We start from the raw sequence: 20,394 nt of genomic DNA on the forward strand, positions 1-20,394 counted from the left end.
GTGCGAGTTCGACGATCATCGCCGACTTCCGTCATTTCTCACAGGGAGGGGCCCTCAGTACGCGTCCGGGTGGACGGTGTGGTCGGGGAGTTGGAGGCCGGTGCAGTCCCGGCGCTCGGCCTGGTCCGTCGCGAACGCGTTGAGGAGCCGGCGCACATCACTCATCGGCAGCGCGGACTGGGCAGGGTCCTGCGCATAGCTGTTGGCGAGGAAGTTCGCGGACTCCCCGGCGCAGCGGGCCCAGGCGCGCCCGAGGTCGGTGCCGAGCAGTGCGTCGTGGGCGCTGAACGCCTTCGGAAGCTGCACGTTGGACTGGAGCAGTCGCTCGAAGGGCTTGTCCGCCCAATCGCCGTACCAGCCGGTGAGGTTCACGGCGGGTTCGCCGGTCCCGGAGTCGATGAGTGAGCAGCTGGTGATCGTCGCCCGCTCATCCGTGGGCGCGACCACCTGCCATTTCTTGCCGGATGGGCTCCGGGGCAGCGTGGCCCGGGCCAGCCAGCCGCACATCGTGCCCTCCGCCTGGCGCACGGACAGTTTCCGCTGGGGTGCGACGCGGTCCGGCAGTGGCAAGGACGCGGCCCCGCAGCCGGTCTCGGCGTTGGCGCCGTTGGCTATCCGCACGCCGGTGCGCAGGGACTGGGGTGAGGGGGCGCTCTCCACGCCATGGGTGTACACCATGGTGACGAGACGCTGTTTGCGGCCCTCGGTGTCGCGGCCGAGCTTCGGGCACTCCTGAATGATCACCGGGCCGAACCGGCCGTAGAAGCCCGGGACCGAGCCGGGATAGGCGTACTCAAGGTCGCGGGGGATGGCGAACTCCATGTCCAGCAGTCCCAGCCGCTCGCCCGTGTCGATCCGCGCCTCCACATCGAGGACGTAGTGCCTGCCGTCGTTCTCGTCCACGCCACATCTGAGCCGGCTGTCCCCGGAGCCGAAGGTGTCCTTGGCGGCCCGCAGCCGTTCGTTCGGCAGAAGGTCGGCGAGTTCGCCGCCCGACAGATTGCCTCCGCACAGCGTCGCGGCGTACCACCACGGTTGCCACACCGGCTTGGCCAGCCAGCCGGCGCCCGCGACGACGGCGAGCACCACCGCCACGATTCCGAGCGTCCGTCCGCCGGGCAGCCACCGGCGCCCCCGTATCCCCGCAGCCATGATCCGCCGTCTCCCCCTGAGTGCTCCCCCGACCCGGGCAGCCTACGCGGCCGGGTGCACGCGTCGGCGCCCGGCTTGACCCTGTCACCGTGGCAAGGTCTTCAGTGGGGCCGAGGAGGTGGTAGCGATGACCCTGCCGATGCAGGACACCGATGTGACCCGTGCCCTTCAAGGGCTGGAGGCCGACCGCGCGGCGGTGCGGCTGCGGGCGGCGATGGCGGTCGGTACGACGCCCGACCCCAGGTTCGTGGGAGCGCTGCTGCGACGCTGCGCGGTCGAGCCCGACTTCCAGGTGCGTGAGATGCTCACCTGGGCGCTGACCCGCCACTCGGCTTCGGTGACCGTCCCCGGGCTTCTCGCCGAGGTCCGCTCGGAGTGTGCCCAGGCACGAAGCCAGGCCCTGCACACGCTGTCCAAGATCGGGGACCGGGGCGCATGGCCGGTGATCACGCGGGATCTGCTGTCCGACGCCGACGACGAGGTGGCGCGGAGCGCCTGGAGGGCGGCTGTCGTCCTGGTGCCGTCCGGGGAAGAGGGAGAGCTTGCGGCCACGCTGGCGACGCAACTCGGGCGGGGCGCACGGGAGATGCGGCTGAGCCTCAGCCGGGCCCTGGTCGCACTCGGCGAGGTGATCCTGCCGGCCCTGCGCACGGCGGCTGCGGACCCGGACCCCGGCGTACGCACGCACGCGCTGGCCACGGAACGGCTGTTGCGGGACCCGGAGGCCGGGTTCGAGTTCGCCGTCGAGGAGGCGAAGCGCATGGTCGCCCTCGGTGGTACGGATGAAGAAGGGTGACAGCAGGCTCGTGTTGATCGGTGAGGTGGCCCGGCGGTCGGGGGTGAGCGCCCGCATGCTCCGGCATTACGAGTCGCTCGGTCTCGTGCGGCCGACGGAACGCACCGGAGGCGGCTACCGGGAGTACGCGGAGGACGACATTCGGCGGATCTTCCATATCGAGAGCCTGCGCTCGCTCGGGCTGTCCCTCAGGGACGTCGGCCGCGCGCTGGACGATCCCGGCTTCCGGCCCTCCGCGCTCGTCGACGACCTGATCCAGCAGACCCGGGAGCGCATCGCACGGGAGACGGAACTGCTCACACGGCTGGGCAGGATCGGTGCCGCGCGGCCCGGCGACTGGGAGGACGTCCTGCGGACGGTGGCACTCCTCCAGGGCCTGACCTCGGAGAGCGCCGGGCGGCGTCAGCGGGCGGCCCTGTCCTCGGTCGACGAAGCGGTGCCGGTGGAAGCACTGGTCGAAGGGGTGTTGAGCGAGGCGGACCCACATGTGGCCGGCGCATTGCGCTGGGCCCTGACGCAGGCGGGCGCCGGCGGGCCCGAGCTGCTGGCTGAGGGTCTCGCCTCACCCGTCGCCGAGGTACGCAAGCGCGCGGTGCAGAGCCTCGTCGAGATCCCGGGGGAGGACGTGACCCCGCTGCTGCGGAGGGCGCTGGCGAGCGACGACCCCGCCGTCCGTGGTTACGCGGCCCTGGAGCTCGGGGCGCGCGGGGCCGCCGAGGTGGTGCCGACGCTCCTCGACATGATCGTCGAGGAGATGCGGGACGTCGACGCGGCCGACGCGCTGAGCGCGCTGGCCGACAGTCCGGAGCTCGCGGACCGTATCGCGGACGGCCTGGTCAGCCGTCTCGCCCGCCCGGACGCGGGGGCGGCCGTACGCCGGCGGCTGACCCAGGCACTCGCCGACATCCCGGGCGCCACGACGGCTCGCGCACTGGAGGAGCTGTCGCACGACGAGGACCGCGGGGTCGCGGTGACCGCGGAGTACCTGCTCACCAGACGCGCCGCGGAGTGACGGCCGCGCCGGTAGCCGCTGCCCGGGGCTCAGGTGTCCCGGGCGGCGACCATGCCCAGGGTGGCCAGCCCGAGCACCACCCAGCCGAACCAGAGCCAGCCGTTGCTCCCCAGTGCCACCGTGTACGCCGTCACCGCGACCAGCGCGCCGACCGTGAGCACTCCCATGGTTTTCGTGGATCCAGGCATGAGCACACGCTCCTCACCCGGCCGCACGGCCGGTGAAGCCATGGTCACCCCTTCGGGGTGCCCAGCGCTACTGCCCGCGCGCCTGCAATGAGGCGAGATAGGCGTTGTACGCCTTCAGCTCCTGGTCGCCGTCCCGGTCCGCGGCACGGTCGGAACGCTTGGCCGTCCGCTGCTCGGAGCCGTACCACTGGAAGACCAGCGCGATCAGCACCAGCACCGACGGGATCTCGCTAAAGGCCCACGCGATGCCGCCCGCCGCCGACTGGTCGCCCAGGGCATCGATACCCAGCGAGGCGGACGGGTTCTCGTACGCCTTCACCATCGGCTGGCTCGCCATCATCAGCGCGATCCCGAAGAACGCGTGGAACGGCATCCCCGCGAAGAGCTCCAGCATCCGCATCACATAACCGGGCCGGTGCGGGCCGGGGTCGACCCCCATGATCGGCCAGAAGAACACCAGGCCGACCGCCAGGAAGTGCACCATCATCGCGATGTGGCCCGTCTTCGACCCCATGAGGAAGTCGAAGAGCGGGGTGAAGTAGAGCCCGTACAGACTCGCGATGAAGAGCGGGATCGTGAAGACGGGATGCGTGACGATCTTCATGTAGCGGCTCTGGAGCAGCTTCAGCAGCAGCTCACGCGGACCCGTACGCCCACGCCCCGCCACGGGCAGCGCCCGCAGCGCCAGCGTCACCGGGGCGCCCAGCAGCAGCAGGATCGGCGACACCATGCTGATCATCATGTGCTGCACCATGTGCACGCTGAACATGACCATGCCGTAGTCGTTGAGCCCCGTGCACATCACCAGGGCGATGGACAGCACGCCGATGACGAAGAACACGATCCGGTTCACCGGCCAGCCGTCGCCCCTGCCGCGCAGCCGTGCGACCCCGTAGCCGTACAGCAGGAGCGCGAGGACGCAGCCGATCAGGAAGAAGGGGTCCGCGGAGAATTCGAGGCCGCGTCCCAGCGTGAACGGCGGCAGATCCATGTTCATGCCGTGCCCGCCGTGATCCATCTGTTCACTCCCGCCGGGGACACCCCCCGATTCGTGCCGGTTGTCCGGTCCAGACTAGAACCGCCCCCGGCCGCGGGTGCGGCCGGGGGCGGTCCAGGGTGTGTCGGGACGGTCAGAGCACGACCTGTGCCTCGGCGTAGCGCTCGGCGGGCACCGTCTTCAGGGTCTCCACAGCGGCCCCCAGCGGAACCATCGTGATGTCCGTGCCGCGCAGCGCCGTCATCATGCCGAACTCACCGCGGTGGGCGGCCTCCACCGCGTGCCAGCCGAAGCGGGTGGCCAGCACACGGTCGTACGCGGTCGGGGTTCCGCCACGCTGCACATGGCCGAGGATCACCGGGCGGGCCTCCTTGCCGAGACGCTGCTCCAGCTCACCGGAGAGCTGCGTCGCCACACCGGCGAAGCGCTCATGGCCGTAGATGTCCGTCTTGCCCTGGTTGAACTCCATCGAGCCCTCCCGGGGCTTGGCGCCCTCCGCCACGACGACGATCGCGAACTTCTTGCCGTCCGAGAAGCGCTTGCCGACCAGTGCGGTCAACTCGTCGATGTCGAAGGGCCGCTCGGGTACGACGATGGCGTGCGCACCGGCCGCCATGCCCGAGTGCAGTGCGATCCAGCCGGTGTGCCGGCCCATGACCTCGACGATCAGCACCCGCTGGTGGGACTCGGCGGTCGTCTTCAGCCGGTCCAGCGCCTCGGTCGCCACGCCGACGGCCGTGTCGAAGCCGAAGGTCACATCGGTGGAGGCGATGTCGTTGTCGATGGTCTTGGGCACACCGACGATGGGCAGGCCCGACTCGGACAGCAGGTTGGCCGCCTTCAGCGTGCCCTCGCCGCCGATCGGGATGATCGCGTCGAGGCCGAGGTCGGCGACATGGCCCTTCGCGCGCTCCACACCGTCACGCAGATGCGCGGGCTGGACACGGGACGAGCCGAGGATCGTGCCACCACGGGCGAGGATGCCGCCGACCGCGTCGAGGTCGAGCTTGCGGTAGTCGCACTCGAGGAGGCCCTTCCAGCCGTCGTGGAAGCCGATGACCTCGTCGCCGTGGTCGACGACCGCGCGGTGCACGACGGAGCGGATGACGGCGTTGAGGCCGGGGCAATCGCCACCGGAGGTGAGCACACCAATTCGCATTGCCCGGGAAACCTTTGCAACGTGGGCCGACGCCGGACCACGTCGTCCGGTTTGGATCCCCGCCACCCTACCGGCGCGAGGTGCCCGTACCGAACCCACTGTCCGACTGCTGGACGTACACCGGATGTACACGCGACGCGCACGTACGGACCGGCCCGCCGAAGGGGCCGGTCCGCGGGTGGCGCCTCAGGCCGGCTGGGTCGCCGCGGCGATCCGCTCGGCGCGCAGCGCCTCGTACCACCGGTCGTCGCTCGGCGGCAGGGCGTTCACATCCAGGGCCAGCTTCAGCAGCAGGTCCGCGATCTGCGGATTGCGTGCCAGGACCGGGCCGTGCATGTACGTACCGAACACGGTGTCGTTGTACGCGCCCTCCGTGCCGTCACCCGTGCCGTTGCCCCGGCCGAGACGCACCTGGGCGAACGGACGGGCCGAGGGGCCGAGGTGGGTGACGCCCTGGTGGTTCTCGAAACCGGTCAGCGGCGGCAGCCCCAGATTCGGGTCGATGTCGCCGAGCACATCGCCGACGCACCGGGCGCCCTCGCCCCGCGTCGAGACGACGTCGAGCAGCCCGAGACCCGCCTCGCGCTCGCCGAGGTCGTTGACGAACTCGTGGCCGAGGATCTGGTAGCCCGCGCAGACGGAGAAGATGATCGCGCCGTTCGACGCGGCCCTGTTCAGTCCGCCGTCACGGCGCAGCCGCTCCGAGGCGAGCCGCTGCGGCCGGTCCTCGCCGCCACCGATCAGATAGATGTCGCCCGACGTCGGGACGGGCTGGTCGCTGCGCACGTCCACGCGCGCCACGTCGAGGCCGCGCTGCCGCGCCCGGCGCTCCACCACCAGGGCGTTGCCCTGGTCGCCGTAGGTGCTGAGGAGGTCGGGGTAGACCCACACCAGCCGCAGGCTGTTGTTGCTCATGCTTCGTCCTCTCCGGGGGTTGCCCGCGCGGGGGTCAGTTGCCGACACGACGGCGCAGATCCTGGAAGGCGGTGTAGTTGGCGATGACCTCGATGCGGCCTGGCGGGGCCATCTGGACGGCCTCGTCCAGGGTCTCGCAGACACGGAAGTCCAGTCCGGCCACTTCCAGCCGGACCGCGAGGTCCAGCTTGCGGTCGCCGAGCACGAAGATCGGGTGACCGTAGAGCTGGGTGTAGTCGACGTCCCACAGCCAGGAGGTGTCCGTGCCGTCCGCGCCGCGGGCGTTGACCGAGAGGATCACCGGGGTGGGCGGCGGGTCGATCAGGGAGAACGTCTCCAGCCAGCCCGCCGGGTTCTTCGCCAGCAGGAGCCGGAGCTCACGGCCGAGGAAGTTGACGACGTCGTAACGGCCCGCCACCGCCTGCACCTGATACATGCGCTCCAGGGCGACCTGCGGCGGCACGCCGAAGACCGCGGCCACCGCGGCCGAGCTCGTGGCGTTGGCCTTGTTGGCCCGGCCCGGCAGCTGGAGGTGGATCGGCCACGCGGAACCGTGCGGGTCCAGGACGTAGTCGCCGTTCAGCGCCCAGCTGGGCGCGGGCCGGCGGAAACCGCACTCGCCGCAGAACCAGTCGTCACCGGGGCGCTGCATCACACCGCCGCAGGACGGGCAGGACCAGGCGTCGTCCTTCCACGCCTGTCCGGCCGCCACCCACACCACGTTGGGCGAGGAGGAGGCGGCCCAGACGATCAGCGGGTCGTCGGCGTTGGCCACGATCACGGCCTTGGAGCCCGACAGGCCCTCCCGCCACTTCTCGGCCAGCATCCGGGTCTCCGCCGCGCGGTCCAGCTGGTCGCGGGAGAGGTTGAGCAGCGCGATCACCTTCGGCGTCGTGTCGCGTGCCACACCCGCGAGGTACTTCTCGTCGACCTCGATCACGCCGTACCGCGCGTCCGAGCCCCCGGCCAGCGCGGAGGTGATACCCGCCGGCATGTTGGCTCCCAGCGCGTTCGACACGACGGGTCCCGCGGCCGTCAGCGCCTCCGCGATCAGCCGGGTCGTCGTCGTCTTGCCGTTCGTCGCGGACACGAGGATCACGTCCAGGTGCTGCGCCAGCCGCCCGAGCAGGTCGGGGTCGAGCTTGAGCGCCACCCGGCCGCCGATCACCGATCCGCTGCCGCGCCCCGCAGCGCGCGACACCGCCGCCGCCGCCTTGCCCGCCGTCACGGCGAGCTTGGCCCGCGGCGACAACGGTTCCGTGTTGCCTGCCATCGTCCTAGATCCTCCTTGCGTAAGTCCGCGCCCAGCCTATCGATGTCCGGCACGCCGACCGCACCTCGGCACCACGGGGATCGTGGAGGTCACGTGGAACGTACGCTTCTCCCCATGCGAAACCGCCCGATCCCCGGCAGTTCCGGACGCGTTCGTGCCATGAGTCTGCTCGGCGCCCCGGTGCTCCACAGGCCGTGCGACGACGTCACCGACTTCGGCCCGTCGCTCGCCCGGCTCGTGCAGGACATGTTCGCCACGATGTACGCCGCGAACGGTGTGGGGCTCGCCGCCAACCAGATCGGTTTCCCCCTCAGGGTGTTCGTCTTCGACTGTCCGGACGACGACGAGGTCCGGCACCTGGGCCATGTCGTCAATCCGGTGCTCGTCGAGGCGGACGGCATCACCGTACGTGGAGCCGAGGGCTGCCTCTCGCTGCCGGGCCTCGAAGCGAGCACGCCGCGTTTCGACCACGCGGTGGTCGAGGGCCACAGGGTGACGGGCGAGCCCGTACGGATCGCCGGCACCGGCTGGTTCGCCCGCTGCCTCCAGCACGAGTGCGACCACCTCGACGGCCGCGTCTACACCGACCGGCTGACCGGACTGCGCCGCGCCAGGGCGCTGCGCGCGGCCCGGCGGGCGCCCTGGGGGCGTACCGCCACAGCCGAAGGCTGACCCCTCGGCCCCACGGCCCCTCGGTTCTCAGAACCCCGGGTCTCAGAACCCCGGGCCGCCGGGCAGGTCACCGGCGTCGGCGAGCCTGCCCCAGAGCAGATCGGCGAGGCTGCGTACGAGCTGTTCGCGCGAGCACGGCCGGTCGCCCAGCCACCAGTCGCCGGCCGCGTGCATCATGCCGACGATGCCATGTCCCCAGATGCGGGCCATCTGCTCGCTGTCGGGTCCGAGGTCGACCCGCTCCGAGATCACCTTCCCCAGCTCCTCGCCGAGGCGGCGCAGCAGCGGCGCGGAGTGCCGGCCGACGTCGAAGCCCTGCTCGGGGGCGGGGGCGGCATCGTCGGACGGGTGCATCAGGAAGCGGTAGACCTGGGGGCGTGCCTCGATCGCCGCGAGATAGGTGTCCAGCGTCGACTCGACCCGTCGGCGGCGCTCGGAGGGCGCGTCGAGTGCGGCCCGCAGGGCGCTCAGCAGCGCGTCGGTGTGGCGTTTGGCGAGCGCCCGGTAGAGGCCGCCCTTGTCGCCGAAGTGCCGGTAGAGGATGGGCTTGGTGATCCCGGCCTCCGCCGCGATCGCGTTCATCGACGCTTTCGGGCCGTCTCTGAGTACCACTCGGTCCGCGGCTTCGAGCAGCTCGCGGCGGCGTCTTTCCGCCGCTGTCCGCTGCCGTTCGGCCCCTCTTGCGGTCTCCATGTCGTGTTCTCCCGCCCCACCCGGCTGTCCTGCGATCTCGTCACGCTCGGGCAACGTAACACCCTGCTCAGCCGTGTGCGGATCCGCAGCTCAGCGGTTGACAGAGGCTACTTGCTGGTAACAGACTGTTGTTACCGCTAGTAACGGGTTTAGCCGGAAGTGCATGGAGGGGAACCATGGCCGAGTTCACGCTCGAGCTCAACGACGACCAGAAGCAGGTCCGTGACTGGCTGCACGGATTCGCCGCCGAGGTGATCAGGCCGGCCGCCTCGGAGTGGGACGAGCGTGAGGAGACGCCGTGGCCCGTCATCCAGGAGGCGGCCAAGGTGGGCATCTACAGCCTCGACTTCTACGCCCAGCAGTTCTTCGACCCCACGGGCCTCGGCATCCCCATGGCCATGGAGGAGCTCTTCTGGGGTGACGCGGGCATCGCCCTGTCGATCGTCGGCACGGGCCTCGCGGCCGTCGGCGTCCTCGCCAACGGCACCGAGGAGCAGATCGGCACCTGGATACCCCAGATGTACGGGGACGCGGCCGATGTGAAGCTCGCCGCCTTCTGCTCGTCCGAGCCGGACGCGGGCTCGGACGTGGCCTCCATGCGCACCCGCGCGGTGTACGACGAGGCCAAGGACGAGTGGGTGCTCAACGGCACCAAGACCTGGGCGACCAACGGCGGTATCGCCAACGTCCACGTCGTCGTCGCCGTCGTCGACCCGGATCTGGGCTCCAAGGGCCATGCCTCCTTCATCATCCCGCCGGCCACCCCCGGCCTCTCGCAGGGCCAGAAGTTCAAGAAGCACGGCATCCGCGCCTCGCACACCGCCGAGGTCGTCCTCGAGGACGTCCGTATCCCCGGCCACTGCCTGCTCGGCAGCAAGGAGAAGCTCGACGAGCGCCTGGCGCGTGCCCGTGAGCGTGCCAGGGCGGGCGGCGAGCGGGTGAAGAACGCGGCCATGGCGACCTTCGAGGCCTCCCGCCCGGCCGTCGGGGCCATGGCGGTCGGCACCGCCCGCGCCGCCTACGAGGTCGCCCTCGACTACGCCAAGACGCGCACCCAGTTCGGCCGCCCGATCATCGACAACCAGGGCATCGCCTTCCAGCTGGCCGACATGCGTACGCAGATCGACGCCGCGCGCCTCCTCGTCTGGCGCGCCTCCTGGATGGCGAGCGCAGGCAAGCAGTTCACCGCGGCCGAGGGCTCCATGTCGAAGCTCTACGCGAGCGAGACGGCGAAGAAGGTCACCGCACAGGCCGTGCAGATCCTCGGCGGCAACGGCTTCACCCGCGAGTACCCGGTCGAGCGCATGCACCGGGACGCCGCGATCTACACCATCTTCGAGGGCACGAGCGAGATCCAGCGCCTGGTGATCGCCCGCACCCTGTCAGGGATGCCGATCCGCTAGGAACGCGTCATGGGGCCGGACCGCTGTGCGGTCCGGCCCTGCGTGCTGTGTGCGGCCCGTCAGCGCGGCAGCTGCGCCTCGATGGCCGCGACGACCTCGGGTGCGTCCGGCTCGGTGCGGGGGCGGATCCGGGCGACCGGCTCGCCCGTGGGGGAGATCAGGTACTTCTCGAAGTTCCACTGGACGTCGCCGGCCGCGCCGTCGGCGTCGGCGAGCTTCGTCAGCTCCGCGTAGAGCGGGTGCCGGCTCTCACCGTTGACGTCGGTCTTCTCCAGCAGCGGGAAGCTGACCCCGTACGTCGTCGAGCAGAAGGTCTCGATCTCCTCCGCGGTGCCCGGCTCCTGGCCCGCGAACTGGTTGCAGGGCACGCCCACCACGGTGAACCCGCGCTCCCCGTACTCCTTCTGGAGCTTCTCCAGACCGGCGTACTGCGGGGTGAGCCCGCACTTGGAGGCGACGTTCACAAGGAGGACGGCGGAGCCCTCGTAGGCCCCCAGGGTCGTCGGCTCGCCGGTGAGCGTACGGAGCGGGATGTCGTGCAGCGTCATGGGATGTCTCCTCGGTGGCGATCGCTGAGGCGGTGGCGTCCCTCTCATTGTGACGGCCCCTGTGAGGCGGCTTCACCCGGGCCGAGTGTCCGGTAGTAGAAGGTCGTTCCCCTGAGCGTGCCGAGCGGGTCCGCCGCGTACCCGGGGACGGAGCCGCAGGGGATCCAGCCCGCCGACGCGTAGAGACGCTCGGCGTCGCTCCCCGTCTCGGTGTCGAGCACCAGCAGCGTCAGCCCCTCGTCGGCCGCCGACCGTTCGACAGCGGTGAGCAGGTCCCGGCCGACCCCCCGGCCCCTGGCCGACGGCCTGACCATGAGCTTGGAGACCTCCGCGCGATGACGGGCGTTGGGCATGGCCGCCCTGACCAGGCTGATCGTGCCCGTCGGCCGCTCGTCGTCCCGGGCGATCCAGATCCGGTGGCTCCCCGACTCGACCTCGGCAGCCCGCTCCCGCCACCAGACGGCCGCCGCCTCCCGGTCCAGCGGGGTGAGGAACCCGACCGACGCCCCGCCCTCCACGGCCTCGATCAGCAGGGCCGCCAGCTCATCGGCGTACGTGACCAGTTCGGGGCCGGACACGGGGACGATCTGGGTCATGAATCGGGTCCTTTCACAGGCGCGGCAGGGGAGTCACCGGTGCCCGGCGGGCGTTCGAGCCTGAGCATGAGCACGTACGAGACCACCACCGCCACGATGACCAGCGGCATCACCGTGATGCCCGCCGATCCCAGCAGCAGGGTGGCCAGCAGCACCGATGTCATCGGGAGCCTCAGCATCGCCACGCACATGGCCCCGATGCCCATGGCGAAGCCCGAAGTGGCGTCCAGGCCCGGCAGCTCGGACAGTGCGAGGCCGCCCGTCGCGCCGATGAACATGGACGGGAAGATCGGCCCGCCCCTGAAGCTGCTCAGCGACACACAGTACGCGAGCCCCTTGCACACCAGGAGGGTCAGAAGGGTGGCGAGTGACAGGCCCGTGCCCGTGGCGAGCAGCGGCCCGAGGGCGTCCTGGCCCGAGTAGAGCACCTGGGACGCGTCCTGGCCCGTGCTCTCCGCGTACAGGAGCGCCAGCACCCCGACGGCCAGGCCCATCACGACGGTCGAGGGCACGGTCCGCCGCCCGGTCCGCTCCCGGAGCGCCAGGGACAGCCGCTTGATCCCGGTGCCGGCGAAGGCCGCGGCGGCCCCCAGGACGATCGCCCAGCCGAACCCGGCCAGGGTCGGGTCCGAAGGGTGCGGCACTCCGGGCAGCGCCAGGGAGTACGTTCCGAGGCCGGTCCACGACCCGAGACCGATGAAGATCAGCGAGCCGACACCGGACGCCAGCAGCCCGGGTACGAGCACCAGGCCGAGCGTCATACCGGCGAGCCCCGACGCCTCCATCAGCAGGAAAGCGCCGAGGAGCGGCGAACCCAGCAGGGTGCTGACGGCGGCGAAGCTCCCCGCCGCCGCCACCATGGCGCCCGCGCTCGGCGCGATGCCCGGCCTGACCAGACGCACCGCGTACACGGCCAGCCCGCCGCCCAGGGCGATCAGCGGCGCCTCGGGTCCGAGCACCGCGCCGAGCCCGAGCGAGGTCAGCGCGGCGAGCGCGATGCCCGGGAGCTCCGCCGCGGCCGGCGCGCCCGAGTGCGCCATGCCGTCGGCCGGGCTGCTCCCGCCGCTGCCCGGGAGGTGGCGGATGGTCAGCCCGGTCAGCAGACCGGCCAGGGCGAGCAGCGGCACAGGCCACCACAGGGGCGTGCCGTCGAACCCCAGGGCCCGGGGCAGATCGTCGTAGGTCAGCGACTCGATCTTGTGCACGAGGGCCAGGAAGCCGAACGCGGCCGCGGAGACGGGGACTCCGAGGAACGCCACGACGACCAGCAGGACCACGTACCTCCGGCTGCGTACGACGACGAGAGGATCCGGGTGCTCGGTCCCGGCTGCTGCCCCGGGTTCGGCCGACATCGTCATGGTCACGGTGATACCACGATGTGGTGTTTCGTCCGGGATATGACCACTGTCGGACCACGTGCCGTCGCTACGCGCGGCCGGGCTACGCGCCGCCGACCGCGCGCGGCAGCGCTACGCGCCGTCGAGACGGCGGAACAGCCCCTCCTGCACCACGGACACCAGCAACTGCCCCTGACGGTCGTAGATCCGCCCCCTGGCCAGCCCACGGCCGCCCGTGGCGATCGGCGACTCCTGGTCGTACAGGAACCACTCGTCGGCCCGGAACGGCCGGTGGAACCACATCGCGTGGTCCAGCGAGGCCATGTCGAAGCCGCGCGGACCCCACAGCGGCTCGACCGGGATGCGCACCGCGTCCAGCAGCGTCATGTCACTCGCGTACGTCAGCGCGCAGGTGTGCACCAGCGGGTCGTCGCCCAGCGGGCCGACCGCGCGCATCCACACCGCGCTGCGCGGGTCCGCGTCCTGGATCTCGTCGCGCGTCCAGCGCAGCCGGTCGACATAGCGGATGTCGAACGGCTGGCGCCGCGCCATCCGCTCCAGGGCCTCGGGCAGCCCACCCAGGTGCTCGCGCACCTCGTCGGCGACCGTCGGCAGCTCCTCGGGGCCCGGCACCACGCGGGCGGGCGGCAGCTGGTGCTCGAAGCCGGCCTCCTCGGGGCGGTGGAAGGACGCCGTCAGATTGAAGATGGTCCGGCCCTGCTGCACGGCCGTGACCCGCCGCGTGGTGAACGACCGGCCGTCCCGCACCCGCTCCACGTCGTAGACGATCGGCACACCGGGGCGGCCAGGACGCAGGAAGTAGGCGTGCAGCGAGTGGACAGGGCGGTCCCCGTCGGTCGTCCGGCCCGCGGCGACCAGCGCCTGACCCGCGACCTGCCCGCCGAAGACCCGTTGAAGGGACTCGTCGGGGCTGCGGCCACGGAAGATGTTGACCTCGATCCGCTCCAGGTCGAGCAGGTCGACCAGGCCGTCGGCGGGGTTCGTCGTCATGCGGTTGTTCTCCACTCTCCGGGACGCGCCGTCACAGCTGTCCCACCTGCGTGACCCGGACGACTGCCCGGCCCTCCTCGTCGGAGGCCGCGAGATCGACCTCCGCGCTGATTCCCCAGTCGTGGTCGCCCGCGGGGTCGGCGAACGCCTGCCACACCCGCCACAGACCGCGCTCCGGCTCCTCGTCGATCTTCAGCAGCTTCGGGCCGCGCGCGTCCGGACCCGTGCCCAGGTCCTCGTGCGCGTCCCAGTAGGCGTCCATCGCCTCGCCCCAGGCGTCCTCGTCCCAGCCGGATTCGGCGTCCAGCTCGCCCAGGTCACGGACGCGGTCCAGAGCGGCCAGCTCCACCCGGCGGAACATGGCGTTGCGCACCAGGACCCGGAAGGCACGGGAGTTGGCCGTGACCGGCTTGACCTCGTCGGCCCGCTCCTGCGCCTGCTCGGCCGTCTCCACCTCCGGGTTGGCCAGCTGCTCCCATTCGTCGAGCAGACTGGAGTCCACCTGACGCACCATCTCGCCGAGCCAGGCGATCAGGTCCTCCAGGTCCTCGGACTTCAGATCGTCCGGGATGGTGTGCTCCAGGGCCTTGTACGCACTGGCCAGATAGCGCAGCACGATGCCCTCGGTTCGGGCCAGCTCGTAGTTCGACGTGAACTCCGTGAAGGTCATGGCGCGTTCGTACATGTCCCGGATCACCGACTTCGGCGACACCGGGTGGTCACCGACCCACGGGTGGCTCGTGCGGTACACGTCGTACGCGTGCCAGAGCAGCTCGCTCAGCGGCTTGGGGTACGTGACCTCCTGGAGCCGCTCCATCCGCTCCTCGTACTCGACACCGTCCGCCTTCATCTGCCCGATGGCCTCGCCCCGCGCCTTGTTCTGCTGGGCGGCCAGGATCTGCCGCGGGTCGTCGAGCGTCGACTCGACGACGGAGACCATGTCCAGGGCGTACGAAGGGGATTCGGCGTCCAGCAGGTCGAAGGCGGCCAGCGCGAAGGTGGAGAGCGGCTGGTTGAGCGCGAAGTCCTGCTGGAGGTCGACGGTCAGCCGCACGATCCTGCCCTCCGCGTCGGGCGTCTCCAGCTGCTCCACGACATCACCGTCGAGCAGCGAACGGTAGATCGCGACGGCCCGGCGGATGTGCCTCAGCTGCGCCTTGCGCGGCTCGTGGTTGTCCTCCAGCAGATGGCGCATCGCGTCGAAGGCATTGCCCGGGCGGGCGATCACCGCGAGCAGCATCGTGTGGGTGACACGGAAGCGGGAGGTCAGCGGCTCGGGCTCGGACTGGATCAGCTTGTCGAAGGTGGTCTCCGACCAGGCGACGAAGCCCTCGGGAGCCTTCTTGCGGACCACCTTGCGCTTCTTCTTGGGGTCGTCGCCCGCCTTCTTGACGGCCTTCTCGTTCTCGATGACATGCTCGGGTGCCTGCGCGACGACGAAGCCCGCCGTGTCGAAACCGGCGCGGCCCGCACGGCCGGCGATCTGGTGGAACTCACGGGCGCGCAGGGTGCGCACGCGGGTGCCGTCGTACTTGGTGAGGGCGGTGAACAGCACCGTACGGATGGGGACGTTGACACCGACGCCCAGCGTGTCCGTGCCGCAGATGACCTTCAGCAGGCCCGCCTGCGCCAGCTTCTCGACGAGGCGGCGGTACTTGGGGAGCATGCCCGCGTGGTGCACCCCGATCCCGTGCCGCACGTAGCGGGAGAGGTTCTGGCCGAACTTGGTGGTGAAGCGGAAGTCGCCGATCAGGGCGGCGATCCTCTCCTTCTCCTCCTTCGTGCACATGTTGATGCTCATCAGCGACTGGGCCCGCTCCACCGCGGCGGCCTGCGTGAAGTGCACGATGTAGACGGGCGACTGCCGGGTGTCGAGCAGCTCGGTGAGCGTCTCCGTGATCGGCGTCAGCCGGTACTCGTAGCTGAGCGGCACAGGACGGGTCGCGGAGCGCACCACGGACGTCGGGCGTCCGGTGCGGCGGGTCAGGTCCTCCTCGAACATCCTGACGTCGCCGAGCGTGGCCGACATCAGGACGAACTGGGCCTGCGGGAGCTCCAGGATCGGGATCTGCCAGGCCCAGCCGCGGTCGGGCTCCGCATAGAAGTGGAACTCGTCCATCACGACCTGGCCGATGTCGGCGTACCTGCCGTCCCGCAGCGCGATCGAGGCGAGCACCTCGGCGGTGCAGCAGATGACGGGCGCGTCGGCGTTGACCGAGGCGTCGCCGGTCAGCATGCCGACGTTCTCCGTGCCGAAGAGCTTGCACAGGTCGAAGAACTTCTCCGAGACCAGCGCCTTGATCGGCGCGGTGTAGAAGGTGACCTTGTCCTGGGCCAGCGCGGTGAAGTGCGCACCCGCCGCGACCAGGCTCTTCCCGGAGCCCGTGGGCGTGGAAAGGATCACGTTCGCCCCCGAGACCACCTCGATCAGCGCCTCCTCCTGAGCCGGATAGAGGGTGATGCCCTGCGATTCGGTCCATGACGAGAAGGCCTCGAAGAGGGCGTCCGGGTCGGCGGTCGGGGGCAGCTGATCGATAAGGGTCACGCCCCCATCTTGCATGCCCCCGGCCCGGATGAGGGAACCGGCGGACCCGGCGAAGATCACGGACGATACGCTTCCCACTCAACTCGGCTGCCTCACACAGGCAATGGCGGCCCGGCCTGGACACACGGCCGAGATCACGATGGGGGCGGGAAACAGCCATGATGGGACCGGCACACTCTCTGTCAGGAGCGGCGGCCTGGCTGGGGGTGGGTGCGGCGGCCAAGGCCGCGGGCCACACGATGCCCTGGCCCGTGCTGGTCGTGGGGGCTCTGATCACCGCGGGCGCCGCGCTCGCCCCGGACCTCGACCACAAGTCGGCGACGATCTCCCGGGCCTTCGGACCGGTCTCCAAGGCGGTCTGCGAGATAGTCGACAAGCTCTCGTACGCCGTCTACAAGGCCACCCGGAGCGCCGGTGACCCACGCAGGACCGGCGGTCACCGCACGCTCACCCACACCTGGCTCTGGGCGGTGCTGATCGGCGCCGGATGCTCCGCCGCCGCCATCTTCGGCGGCCGGTGGGCGGTTCTGGCCATCCTCTTCGTCCACCTCGTGCTCGCCGTGGAAGGCCTGCTGTGGCGGGCGGCCAGGGTCTCCAGCGACGTCCTCGTGTGGCTGCTGGGCGCCACCAGCGCCTGGATCCTCGCCGGGGTACTCGACCAGCCGGGCAACGGCTCCGACTGGCTGTTCAGCGGGGCCGGCCAGGAGTATCTCTGGCTCGGGCTCCCGATCGTGCTCGGCGCCCTCGTGCACGACATCGGCGACGCCCTGACGGTCTCGGGCTGCCCGATCCTGTGGCCCATCCCGCTGGGCCGCAAGCGCTGGTACCCCATCGGACCGCCGAAGGCCATGCGGTTCAGGGCCGGCAGCTGGGTCGAGATCAAGGTGCTGATGCCGGTCTTCATGATCCTCGGCGCGATCGGCGGCATCGCCGCGCTCAACGTCGTCTGACACCGCGGCGTTCCACGGCGGGCGCACCGCCCCCGGCCTCCTCCGGCGGGCGGTGCGCCCGCCGTCGTAGCACCATGGGCGGCATGCTGCTCGCCCGGCTCGCCCACGTGTCCCTCGAGGTCGCCGCGACGTCGGCCCGTAGCCGGAAGACCGCGCTGCTGGCCGGTCTCTTCCGGGAGACGGGGCCCGACGACGTCCCGGTCGTCATCCCCTATCTCGCGGGACGCCTCCCGCAGGGCAGGCTCGGGATCGGCTGGAGCGCCCTGCGCCACGAGGTGACGCCCGCCGACGCCCCCACCCTGACCGTGACGGAGACCGACGCGGAGCTGACGGCGATCGGAGCCCTCAACGGTCCCGGCTCGCAAGCGGCCCGCAAGGAGCGGCTGGCACGGCTGCTCGGCGCCGCCACCGCAGGTGAGCAGCGCTTCCTGCGCGCACTGCTCACCGGCGAGGTGCGGCAGGGCGCGCTGGACGCCGTCGCCGTCGACGCCCTGGCCGACGCCGCCGGAGCACCGGCCGCGGAGGTACGGCGCGCCGTCATGCTCGCCGGATCGCTCGGCCCCGTCGCCCGTGGGCTCCTCGCGGACGGCCCCGGGGTCCTCGCCTCCTTCCGGCTCACCGTCGGCCGTCCGGTCCAGCCGATGCTGGCGCACACCGCCCGCTCGGTGACCGAGGCGATCGACCGGCTGGGGCCCTGCGCCGTCGAGGAGAAGCTGGACGGCATTCGCGTACAGGTGCACCGGGACGGGGACCGGGTGCGCGTCCACACCCGCACGCTCGACGACATCACCGACCGGCTCCCCGAACTCGCCGCCGCGGTGACCGGCTTCCCCGCCGACCGGTTCATCCTCGACGGAGAGGTGATCGCGCTCGGTGCCGACGGGAGGCCCCGCCCCTTCCAGGAGACCGCGGGCCGGGTGGGATCCCGGCGCGACGTCGCCACGGCGGCCGGTGCCGTTCCCGTGGTGCCCGTCTTCTTCGACGTGCTCCTCGTCGAAGACCGTGAACTCCTCGACCTGCCCTACTCCGCGCGCCACCAGGAGCTGGCCGCACTGGTGCCCGAACCCATGCGCGTACGACGTGTCGTCGTGGACGACCCCACCGACGCGCCGCAGCGTGAGGCCGCGGTGGCGTTCTCCGACGCGACGCTGGCACGGGGCCACGAGGGCGTCGTCGTCAAGGGCGGCACGGCGGCGTACAGCGCGGGCCGCAGGGGAGCCTCCTGGCTGAAGGTGAAACCCGTGCACACCCTGGACCTCGTGGTGCTCGCCGCCGAGTGGGGCCACGGCAGACGCACCGGCAAGCTCTCCAACCTGCACCTGGGAGCACGGCGGGACGACGGTACGTTCGCGATGCTGGGCAAGACCTTCAAGGGGCTCACGGACGCGCTGCTCACCTGGCAGACCGAACGCCTGCGGGAGCTGGCCACCGGCGACGACGGGCACGTGGTCACGGTGCGCCCCGAACTCGTCGTGGAGATCGCATACGACGGACTCCAGAGCTCCACCCGCTACCCGGCAGGCGTCACCCTGCGCTTCGCCCGTGTGCTGCGCTATCGCGAGGACAAGCGGGCCGAGGACGCGGACACCGTCGACACGGTCCTCGCACGGCGGACCTGACCCGCCGGGACCTTCCCCGGACCTTCGCCGGCCGGACCTTCCCCGGCCGGGACCGGGCCCGCCCGGACCTGGCCCGGCCCGGGCGGGCCACCCGGATCAACCGCGGGCCTGTGCGCCCGCGGTGTGCGCGCGGATCTCCTCCTGCGTGAGATAGGCGTCGGTGTACTCGAAGTCGCGCAGGGTGGCCGCCTTGCGCGACTGGAACCCCGTACGCACGAAGTCGTCACCGGCGACCGCGTTGAGCAGCCAGTTGGTCATGACCCTGGTCTTCGCGACGTTCGTCCGCAGGGCCGCCCAGTGGTAGCCCCGTGCCGCCGCCTGCGCCGGCATGCCCCTCAGCTCGACGCCCAGCGGCCTGGACACCGCGTCCCCGCCACCGAGGTCCACCACGAGACCCAGGTCCTTGTGGACGTACGGCTGGAGCGGACGGCCGCGCAGGGACGCGATGATGTTGTCCGCGAGCCGGCGGCCCTGGCGCATGGCGTGCTGCGCCGTGGGCGGGCAGACCGCCCCCTCGCCCTTGGCCAGGTCCGGCACCGCCGCCGCGTCACCGAGCGCGAACACCCCGTCGTTCCCGGGCAGGGTCATCTCCGGAGTCACGGCGAGCCGGCCGCGTACCGTCTCGGCGTCCAGCGTCGCGATGAGCGGACTCGCCGCGACGCCCGCGGTCCAGATCAGCGTGCGGCAGGGCAGCACCCGGCCGTCCGTGAAGGTCACCTTGTCCGGCGTGGCCTCCGCCACGGACACACCGAGCGAGACTTCGATACCCCGCTTGCGCAGGATCTCCAGGGCGCTGAGACCGAGCTTGTCGCCGAGCTCAGGCATGAGCTTGGGCGCGATGTCGATCAGATGCCACTTGATCAGCTTCGGATCCAGCCTCGGGTAGTGCTTGACCGCGTTGCTGGTGAGCAGCTGAAGGCTCGCCGCGGTCTCCGTACCGGCGTACCCGCCGCCCACCACCACGAACTGCAGCCGGGACGCACGCTCCGCCTCGTCGTGACTGGCGTCGGCCAGATCCAGCTGGGAGATGACGTGGTCGCGGATGTAGGCGGCCTCGGCCAGCGTCTTCATGCCCCGGGCGTTCTCGACAAGCCCCGGGATGTCGAAGGTCCTGGTGACGCTGCCTGCGGACAGCACGATGTAGTCGTACGGCTCGTTCACGATCTCGTCCGTGATCTTGCGGACGACACAGACCTTCGCCTTCGTGTCCACCCCGATGGCCCCGCCCGGCACGATCCGGGTGCGATGGCGCCGGCTGCGGCGCAGGGACACGGCGACCGACTGGGGGGTCAGCACCCCGGAGGCGACCTGAGGGAGCAACGGCAGGTAGAGCTGGTACGAGAACGGAGCGACGAGCGCGATGTCCGCCTCGCCGGGCGCGAGGGTGCGCTCCAGCCGGCGCACACACTCGACCCCGGCAAAGCCGGCGCCGACAACGAGAATCCTGGGTCGTGCCACGGTGTGCGTCCCTTCTCGGGTTTACGCGGTCATCGCTCGCCTGCCCCGTATCCGGAGCCAGTCACTCCCT

At 71.0% G+C, this 20,394-nt stretch carries 19 protein-coding genes; 6 read left to right on the top strand and 13 right to left on the bottom strand.

Features of this window, described 5'->3' with window-relative positions; translation table 11 throughout:
• Positions 1-54: 54 nt before the first annotated feature.
• Positions 55-1,152 carry a hypothetical protein gene (locus OG623_RS31350; protein WP_406150964.1) on the bottom strand — a complete coding sequence of 366 codons (1,098 nt, stop codon included), beginning with the start codon at positions 1,150-1,152 and terminating at the stop codon, positions 55-57.
• Between the two features lie 127 nt (positions 1,153-1,279).
• On the opposite strand from OG623_RS31350, the gene OG623_RS31355 reads away from it, so the two are divergent.
• Entirely contained in the window at positions 1,280-1,948 is a 669-nt protein-coding gene (locus tag OG623_RS31355; protein ID WP_406150965.1) for a HEAT repeat domain-containing protein, read from the top strand.
• Positions 1,949-1,958: 10 nt separating this feature from the next.
• A complete protein-coding gene (locus OG623_RS31360) occupies positions 1,959-2,960 on the top strand; it encodes a MerR family transcriptional regulator (protein WP_406152088.1) in 1,002 nt (333 codons plus the stop codon).
• A gap of 29 nt (positions 2,961-2,989) precedes the next feature.
• Here the strand turns inward: OG623_RS31360 and OG623_RS31365 are convergent, their stop codons facing one another.
• From OG623_RS31365 to OG623_RS31385, 5 genes are all read right to left on the bottom strand, one after another.
• Positions 2,990-3,148, bottom strand: coding sequence for a hypothetical protein (locus OG623_RS31365; protein WP_362891540.1), 159 nt, complete (start codon positions 3,146-3,148; stop codon positions 2,990-2,992).
• Positions 3,149-3,215: 67 nt separating this feature from the next.
• Positions 3,216-4,166 carry a cytochrome c oxidase assembly protein gene (locus tag OG623_RS31370; protein WP_406150966.1) on the bottom strand — a complete coding sequence of 317 codons (951 nt, stop codon included), beginning with the start codon at positions 4,164-4,166 and terminating at the stop codon, positions 3,216-3,218.
• A gap of 112 nt (positions 4,167-4,278) precedes the next feature.
• The gene (locus OG623_RS31375) at positions 4,279-5,304 is read right to left on the bottom strand and encodes a 6-phosphofructokinase (RefSeq protein WP_362891536.1); all 1,026 of its coding nucleotides are present in this window, start codon (positions 5,302-5,304) and stop codon (positions 4,279-4,281) included.
• 186 nt (positions 5,305-5,490) lie between these two features.
• Complete coding sequence (locus tag OG623_RS31380; RefSeq protein WP_406150967.1) at positions 5,491-6,219, bottom strand: type 1 glutamine amidotransferase; 729 nt, start codon at positions 6,217-6,219, stop codon at positions 5,491-5,493.
• A gap of 34 nt (positions 6,220-6,253) precedes the next feature.
• On the bottom strand, positions 6,254-7,492 hold the full coding sequence (locus tag OG623_RS31385) for a MurT ligase domain-containing protein (RefSeq protein ID WP_406150968.1): 1,239 nt from the start codon (positions 7,490-7,492) through the stop codon (positions 6,254-6,256).
• Positions 7,493-7,606: 114 nt separating this feature from the next.
• Between OG623_RS31385 and def the strand changes: the two genes are divergently transcribed.
• Positions 7,607-8,164, top strand: a complete 558-nt coding sequence (gene def / locus OG623_RS31390) for a peptide deformylase (RefSeq protein WP_406150969.1) — start codon at positions 7,607-7,609, stop codon at positions 8,162-8,164.
• Between the two features lie 42 nt (positions 8,165-8,206).
• Here def and OG623_RS31395 read toward each other — a convergent pair whose 3' ends face one another.
• The gene (locus OG623_RS31395; protein ID WP_406150970.1) at positions 8,207-8,857 is read right to left on the bottom strand and encodes a TetR family transcriptional regulator; all 651 of its coding nucleotides are present in this window, start codon (positions 8,855-8,857) and stop codon (positions 8,207-8,209) included.
• Positions 8,858-9,033: 176 nt separating this feature from the next.
• Here OG623_RS31395 and OG623_RS31400 point away from each other — a divergent pair, with 176 nt between their 5' ends.
• Positions 9,034-10,260: an acyl-CoA dehydrogenase family protein gene (locus OG623_RS31400; RefSeq protein ID WP_406150971.1), complete on the top strand. Its 1,227-nt coding sequence runs from the start codon at positions 9,034-9,036 to the stop codon at positions 10,258-10,260.
• 59 nt (positions 10,261-10,319) lie between these two features.
• On the opposite strand, the gene OG623_RS31405 is transcribed toward OG623_RS31400, so the two are convergent.
• From OG623_RS31405 to OG623_RS31425, 5 genes are all read right to left on the bottom strand, one after another.
• Positions 10,320-10,808: a glutathione peroxidase gene (locus tag OG623_RS31405; RefSeq protein WP_406150972.1), complete on the bottom strand. Its 489-nt coding sequence runs from the start codon at positions 10,806-10,808 to the stop codon at positions 10,320-10,322.
• A 44-nt stretch (positions 10,809-10,852) separates the two neighbouring features.
• Entirely contained in the window at positions 10,853-11,404 is a 552-nt protein-coding gene (locus tag OG623_RS31410) for a GNAT family N-acetyltransferase (RefSeq protein WP_406150973.1), read from the bottom strand.
• Entirely contained in the window at positions 11,401-12,756 is a 1,356-nt protein-coding gene (locus OG623_RS31415) for a chloride channel protein (RefSeq protein ID WP_406152090.1), read from the bottom strand. Before OG623_RS31415 ends, OG623_RS31410 begins: the two co-directional genes overlap by 4 nt.
• A 117-nt stretch (positions 12,757-12,873) precedes the next feature.
• Complete coding sequence (locus OG623_RS31420) at positions 12,874-13,752, bottom strand: acyl-CoA thioesterase (protein WP_406150974.1); 879 nt, start codon at positions 13,750-13,752, stop codon at positions 12,874-12,876.
• 31 nt (positions 13,753-13,783) lie between these two features.
• Positions 13,784-16,297 carry a DEAD/DEAH box helicase gene (locus OG623_RS31425; protein WP_406150975.1) on the bottom strand — a complete coding sequence of 838 codons (2,514 nt, stop codon included), beginning with the start codon at positions 16,295-16,297 and terminating at the stop codon, positions 13,784-13,786.
• Between the two features lie 158 nt (positions 16,298-16,455).
• Between OG623_RS31425 and OG623_RS31430 the strand changes: the two genes are divergently transcribed.
• Positions 16,456-17,247, top strand: a complete 792-nt coding sequence (locus OG623_RS31430; RefSeq protein WP_406150976.1) for a metal-dependent hydrolase — start codon at positions 16,456-16,458, stop codon at positions 17,245-17,247.
• A gap of 83 nt (positions 17,248-17,330) precedes the next feature.
• A complete protein-coding gene (locus OG623_RS31435) occupies positions 17,331-18,866 on the top strand; it encodes an ATP-dependent DNA ligase (RefSeq protein ID WP_406150977.1) in 1,536 nt (511 codons plus the stop codon).
• A 96-nt stretch (positions 18,867-18,962) separates the two neighbouring features.
• Here the strand turns inward: OG623_RS31435 and OG623_RS31440 are convergent, their stop codons facing one another.
• The gene (locus tag OG623_RS31440; RefSeq protein WP_406150978.1) at positions 18,963-20,324 is read right to left on the bottom strand and encodes an NAD(P)/FAD-dependent oxidoreductase; all 1,362 of its coding nucleotides are present in this window, start codon (positions 20,322-20,324) and stop codon (positions 18,963-18,965) included.
• Positions 20,325-20,394: the final 70 nt, after the last annotated feature.

Origin of the sequence: Streptomyces sp. NBC_01012 (assembly GCF_045162755.1) — a bacterium.
Classification (GTDB): Bacteria; Actinomycetota; Actinomycetes; order Streptomycetales; family Streptomycetaceae; genus Streptomyces.

Bases quoted from the DNA above. Each gene is read 5' to 3' on its own strand.
- OG623_RS31435 (WP_406150977.1), top strand. From the start codon at position 17,331: ATGCTGCTCGCCCGGCTCGCCCACGTGTCCCTCGAGGTCGCCGCGACG.
- OG623_RS31350 (WP_406150964.1), bottom strand. From the start codon at position 1,152: ATGGCTGCGGGGATACGGGGGCGCCGGTGGCTGCCCGGCGGACGGACG.
- OG623_RS31380 (WP_406150967.1), bottom strand. From the start codon at position 6,219: ATGAGCAACAACAGCCTGCGGCTGGTGTGGGTCTACCCCGACCTCCTC.
- OG623_RS31410 (WP_406150973.1), bottom strand. From the start codon at position 11,404: ATGACCCAGATCGTCCCCGTGTCCGGCCCCGAACTGGTCACGTACGCC.
- OG623_RS31385 (WP_406150968.1), bottom strand. From the start codon at position 7,492: ATGGCAGGCAACACGGAACCGTTGTCGCCGCGGGCCAAGCTCGCCGTG.
- OG623_RS31405 (WP_406150972.1), bottom strand. From the start codon at position 10,808: ATGACGCTGCACGACATCCCGCTCCGTACGCTCACCGGCGAGCCGACG.
- OG623_RS31395 (WP_406150970.1), bottom strand. From the start codon at position 8,857: ATGGAGACCGCAAGAGGGGCCGAACGGCAGCGGACAGCGGCGGAAAGA.
- OG623_RS31355 (WP_406150965.1), top strand. From the start codon at position 1,280: ATGACCCTGCCGATGCAGGACACCGATGTGACCCGTGCCCTTCAAGGG.
- OG623_RS31415 (WP_406152090.1), bottom strand. From the start codon at position 12,756: ATGTCGGCCGAACCCGGGGCAGCAGCCGGGACCGAGCACCCGGATCCT.
- OG623_RS31420 (WP_406150974.1), bottom strand. From the start codon at position 13,752: ATGACGACGAACCCCGCCGACGGCCTGGTCGACCTGCTCGACCTGGAG.
- OG623_RS31375 (WP_362891536.1), bottom strand. From the start codon at position 5,304: ATGCGAATTGGTGTGCTCACCTCCGGTGGCGATTGCCCCGGCCTCAAC.
- OG623_RS31430 (WP_406150976.1), top strand. From the start codon at position 16,456: ATGATGGGACCGGCACACTCTCTGTCAGGAGCGGCGGCCTGGCTGGGG.
- def (WP_406150969.1), top strand. From the start codon at position 7,607: ATGCGAAACCGCCCGATCCCCGGCAGTTCCGGACGCGTTCGTGCCATG.
- OG623_RS31400 (WP_406150971.1), top strand. From the start codon at position 9,034: ATGGCCGAGTTCACGCTCGAGCTCAACGACGACCAGAAGCAGGTCCGT.
- OG623_RS31370 (WP_406150966.1), bottom strand. From the start codon at position 4,166: ATGGATCACGGCGGGCACGGCATGAACATGGATCTGCCGCCGTTCACG.
- OG623_RS31365 (WP_362891540.1), bottom strand. From the start codon at position 3,148: ATGCCTGGATCCACGAAAACCATGGGAGTGCTCACGGTCGGCGCGCTG.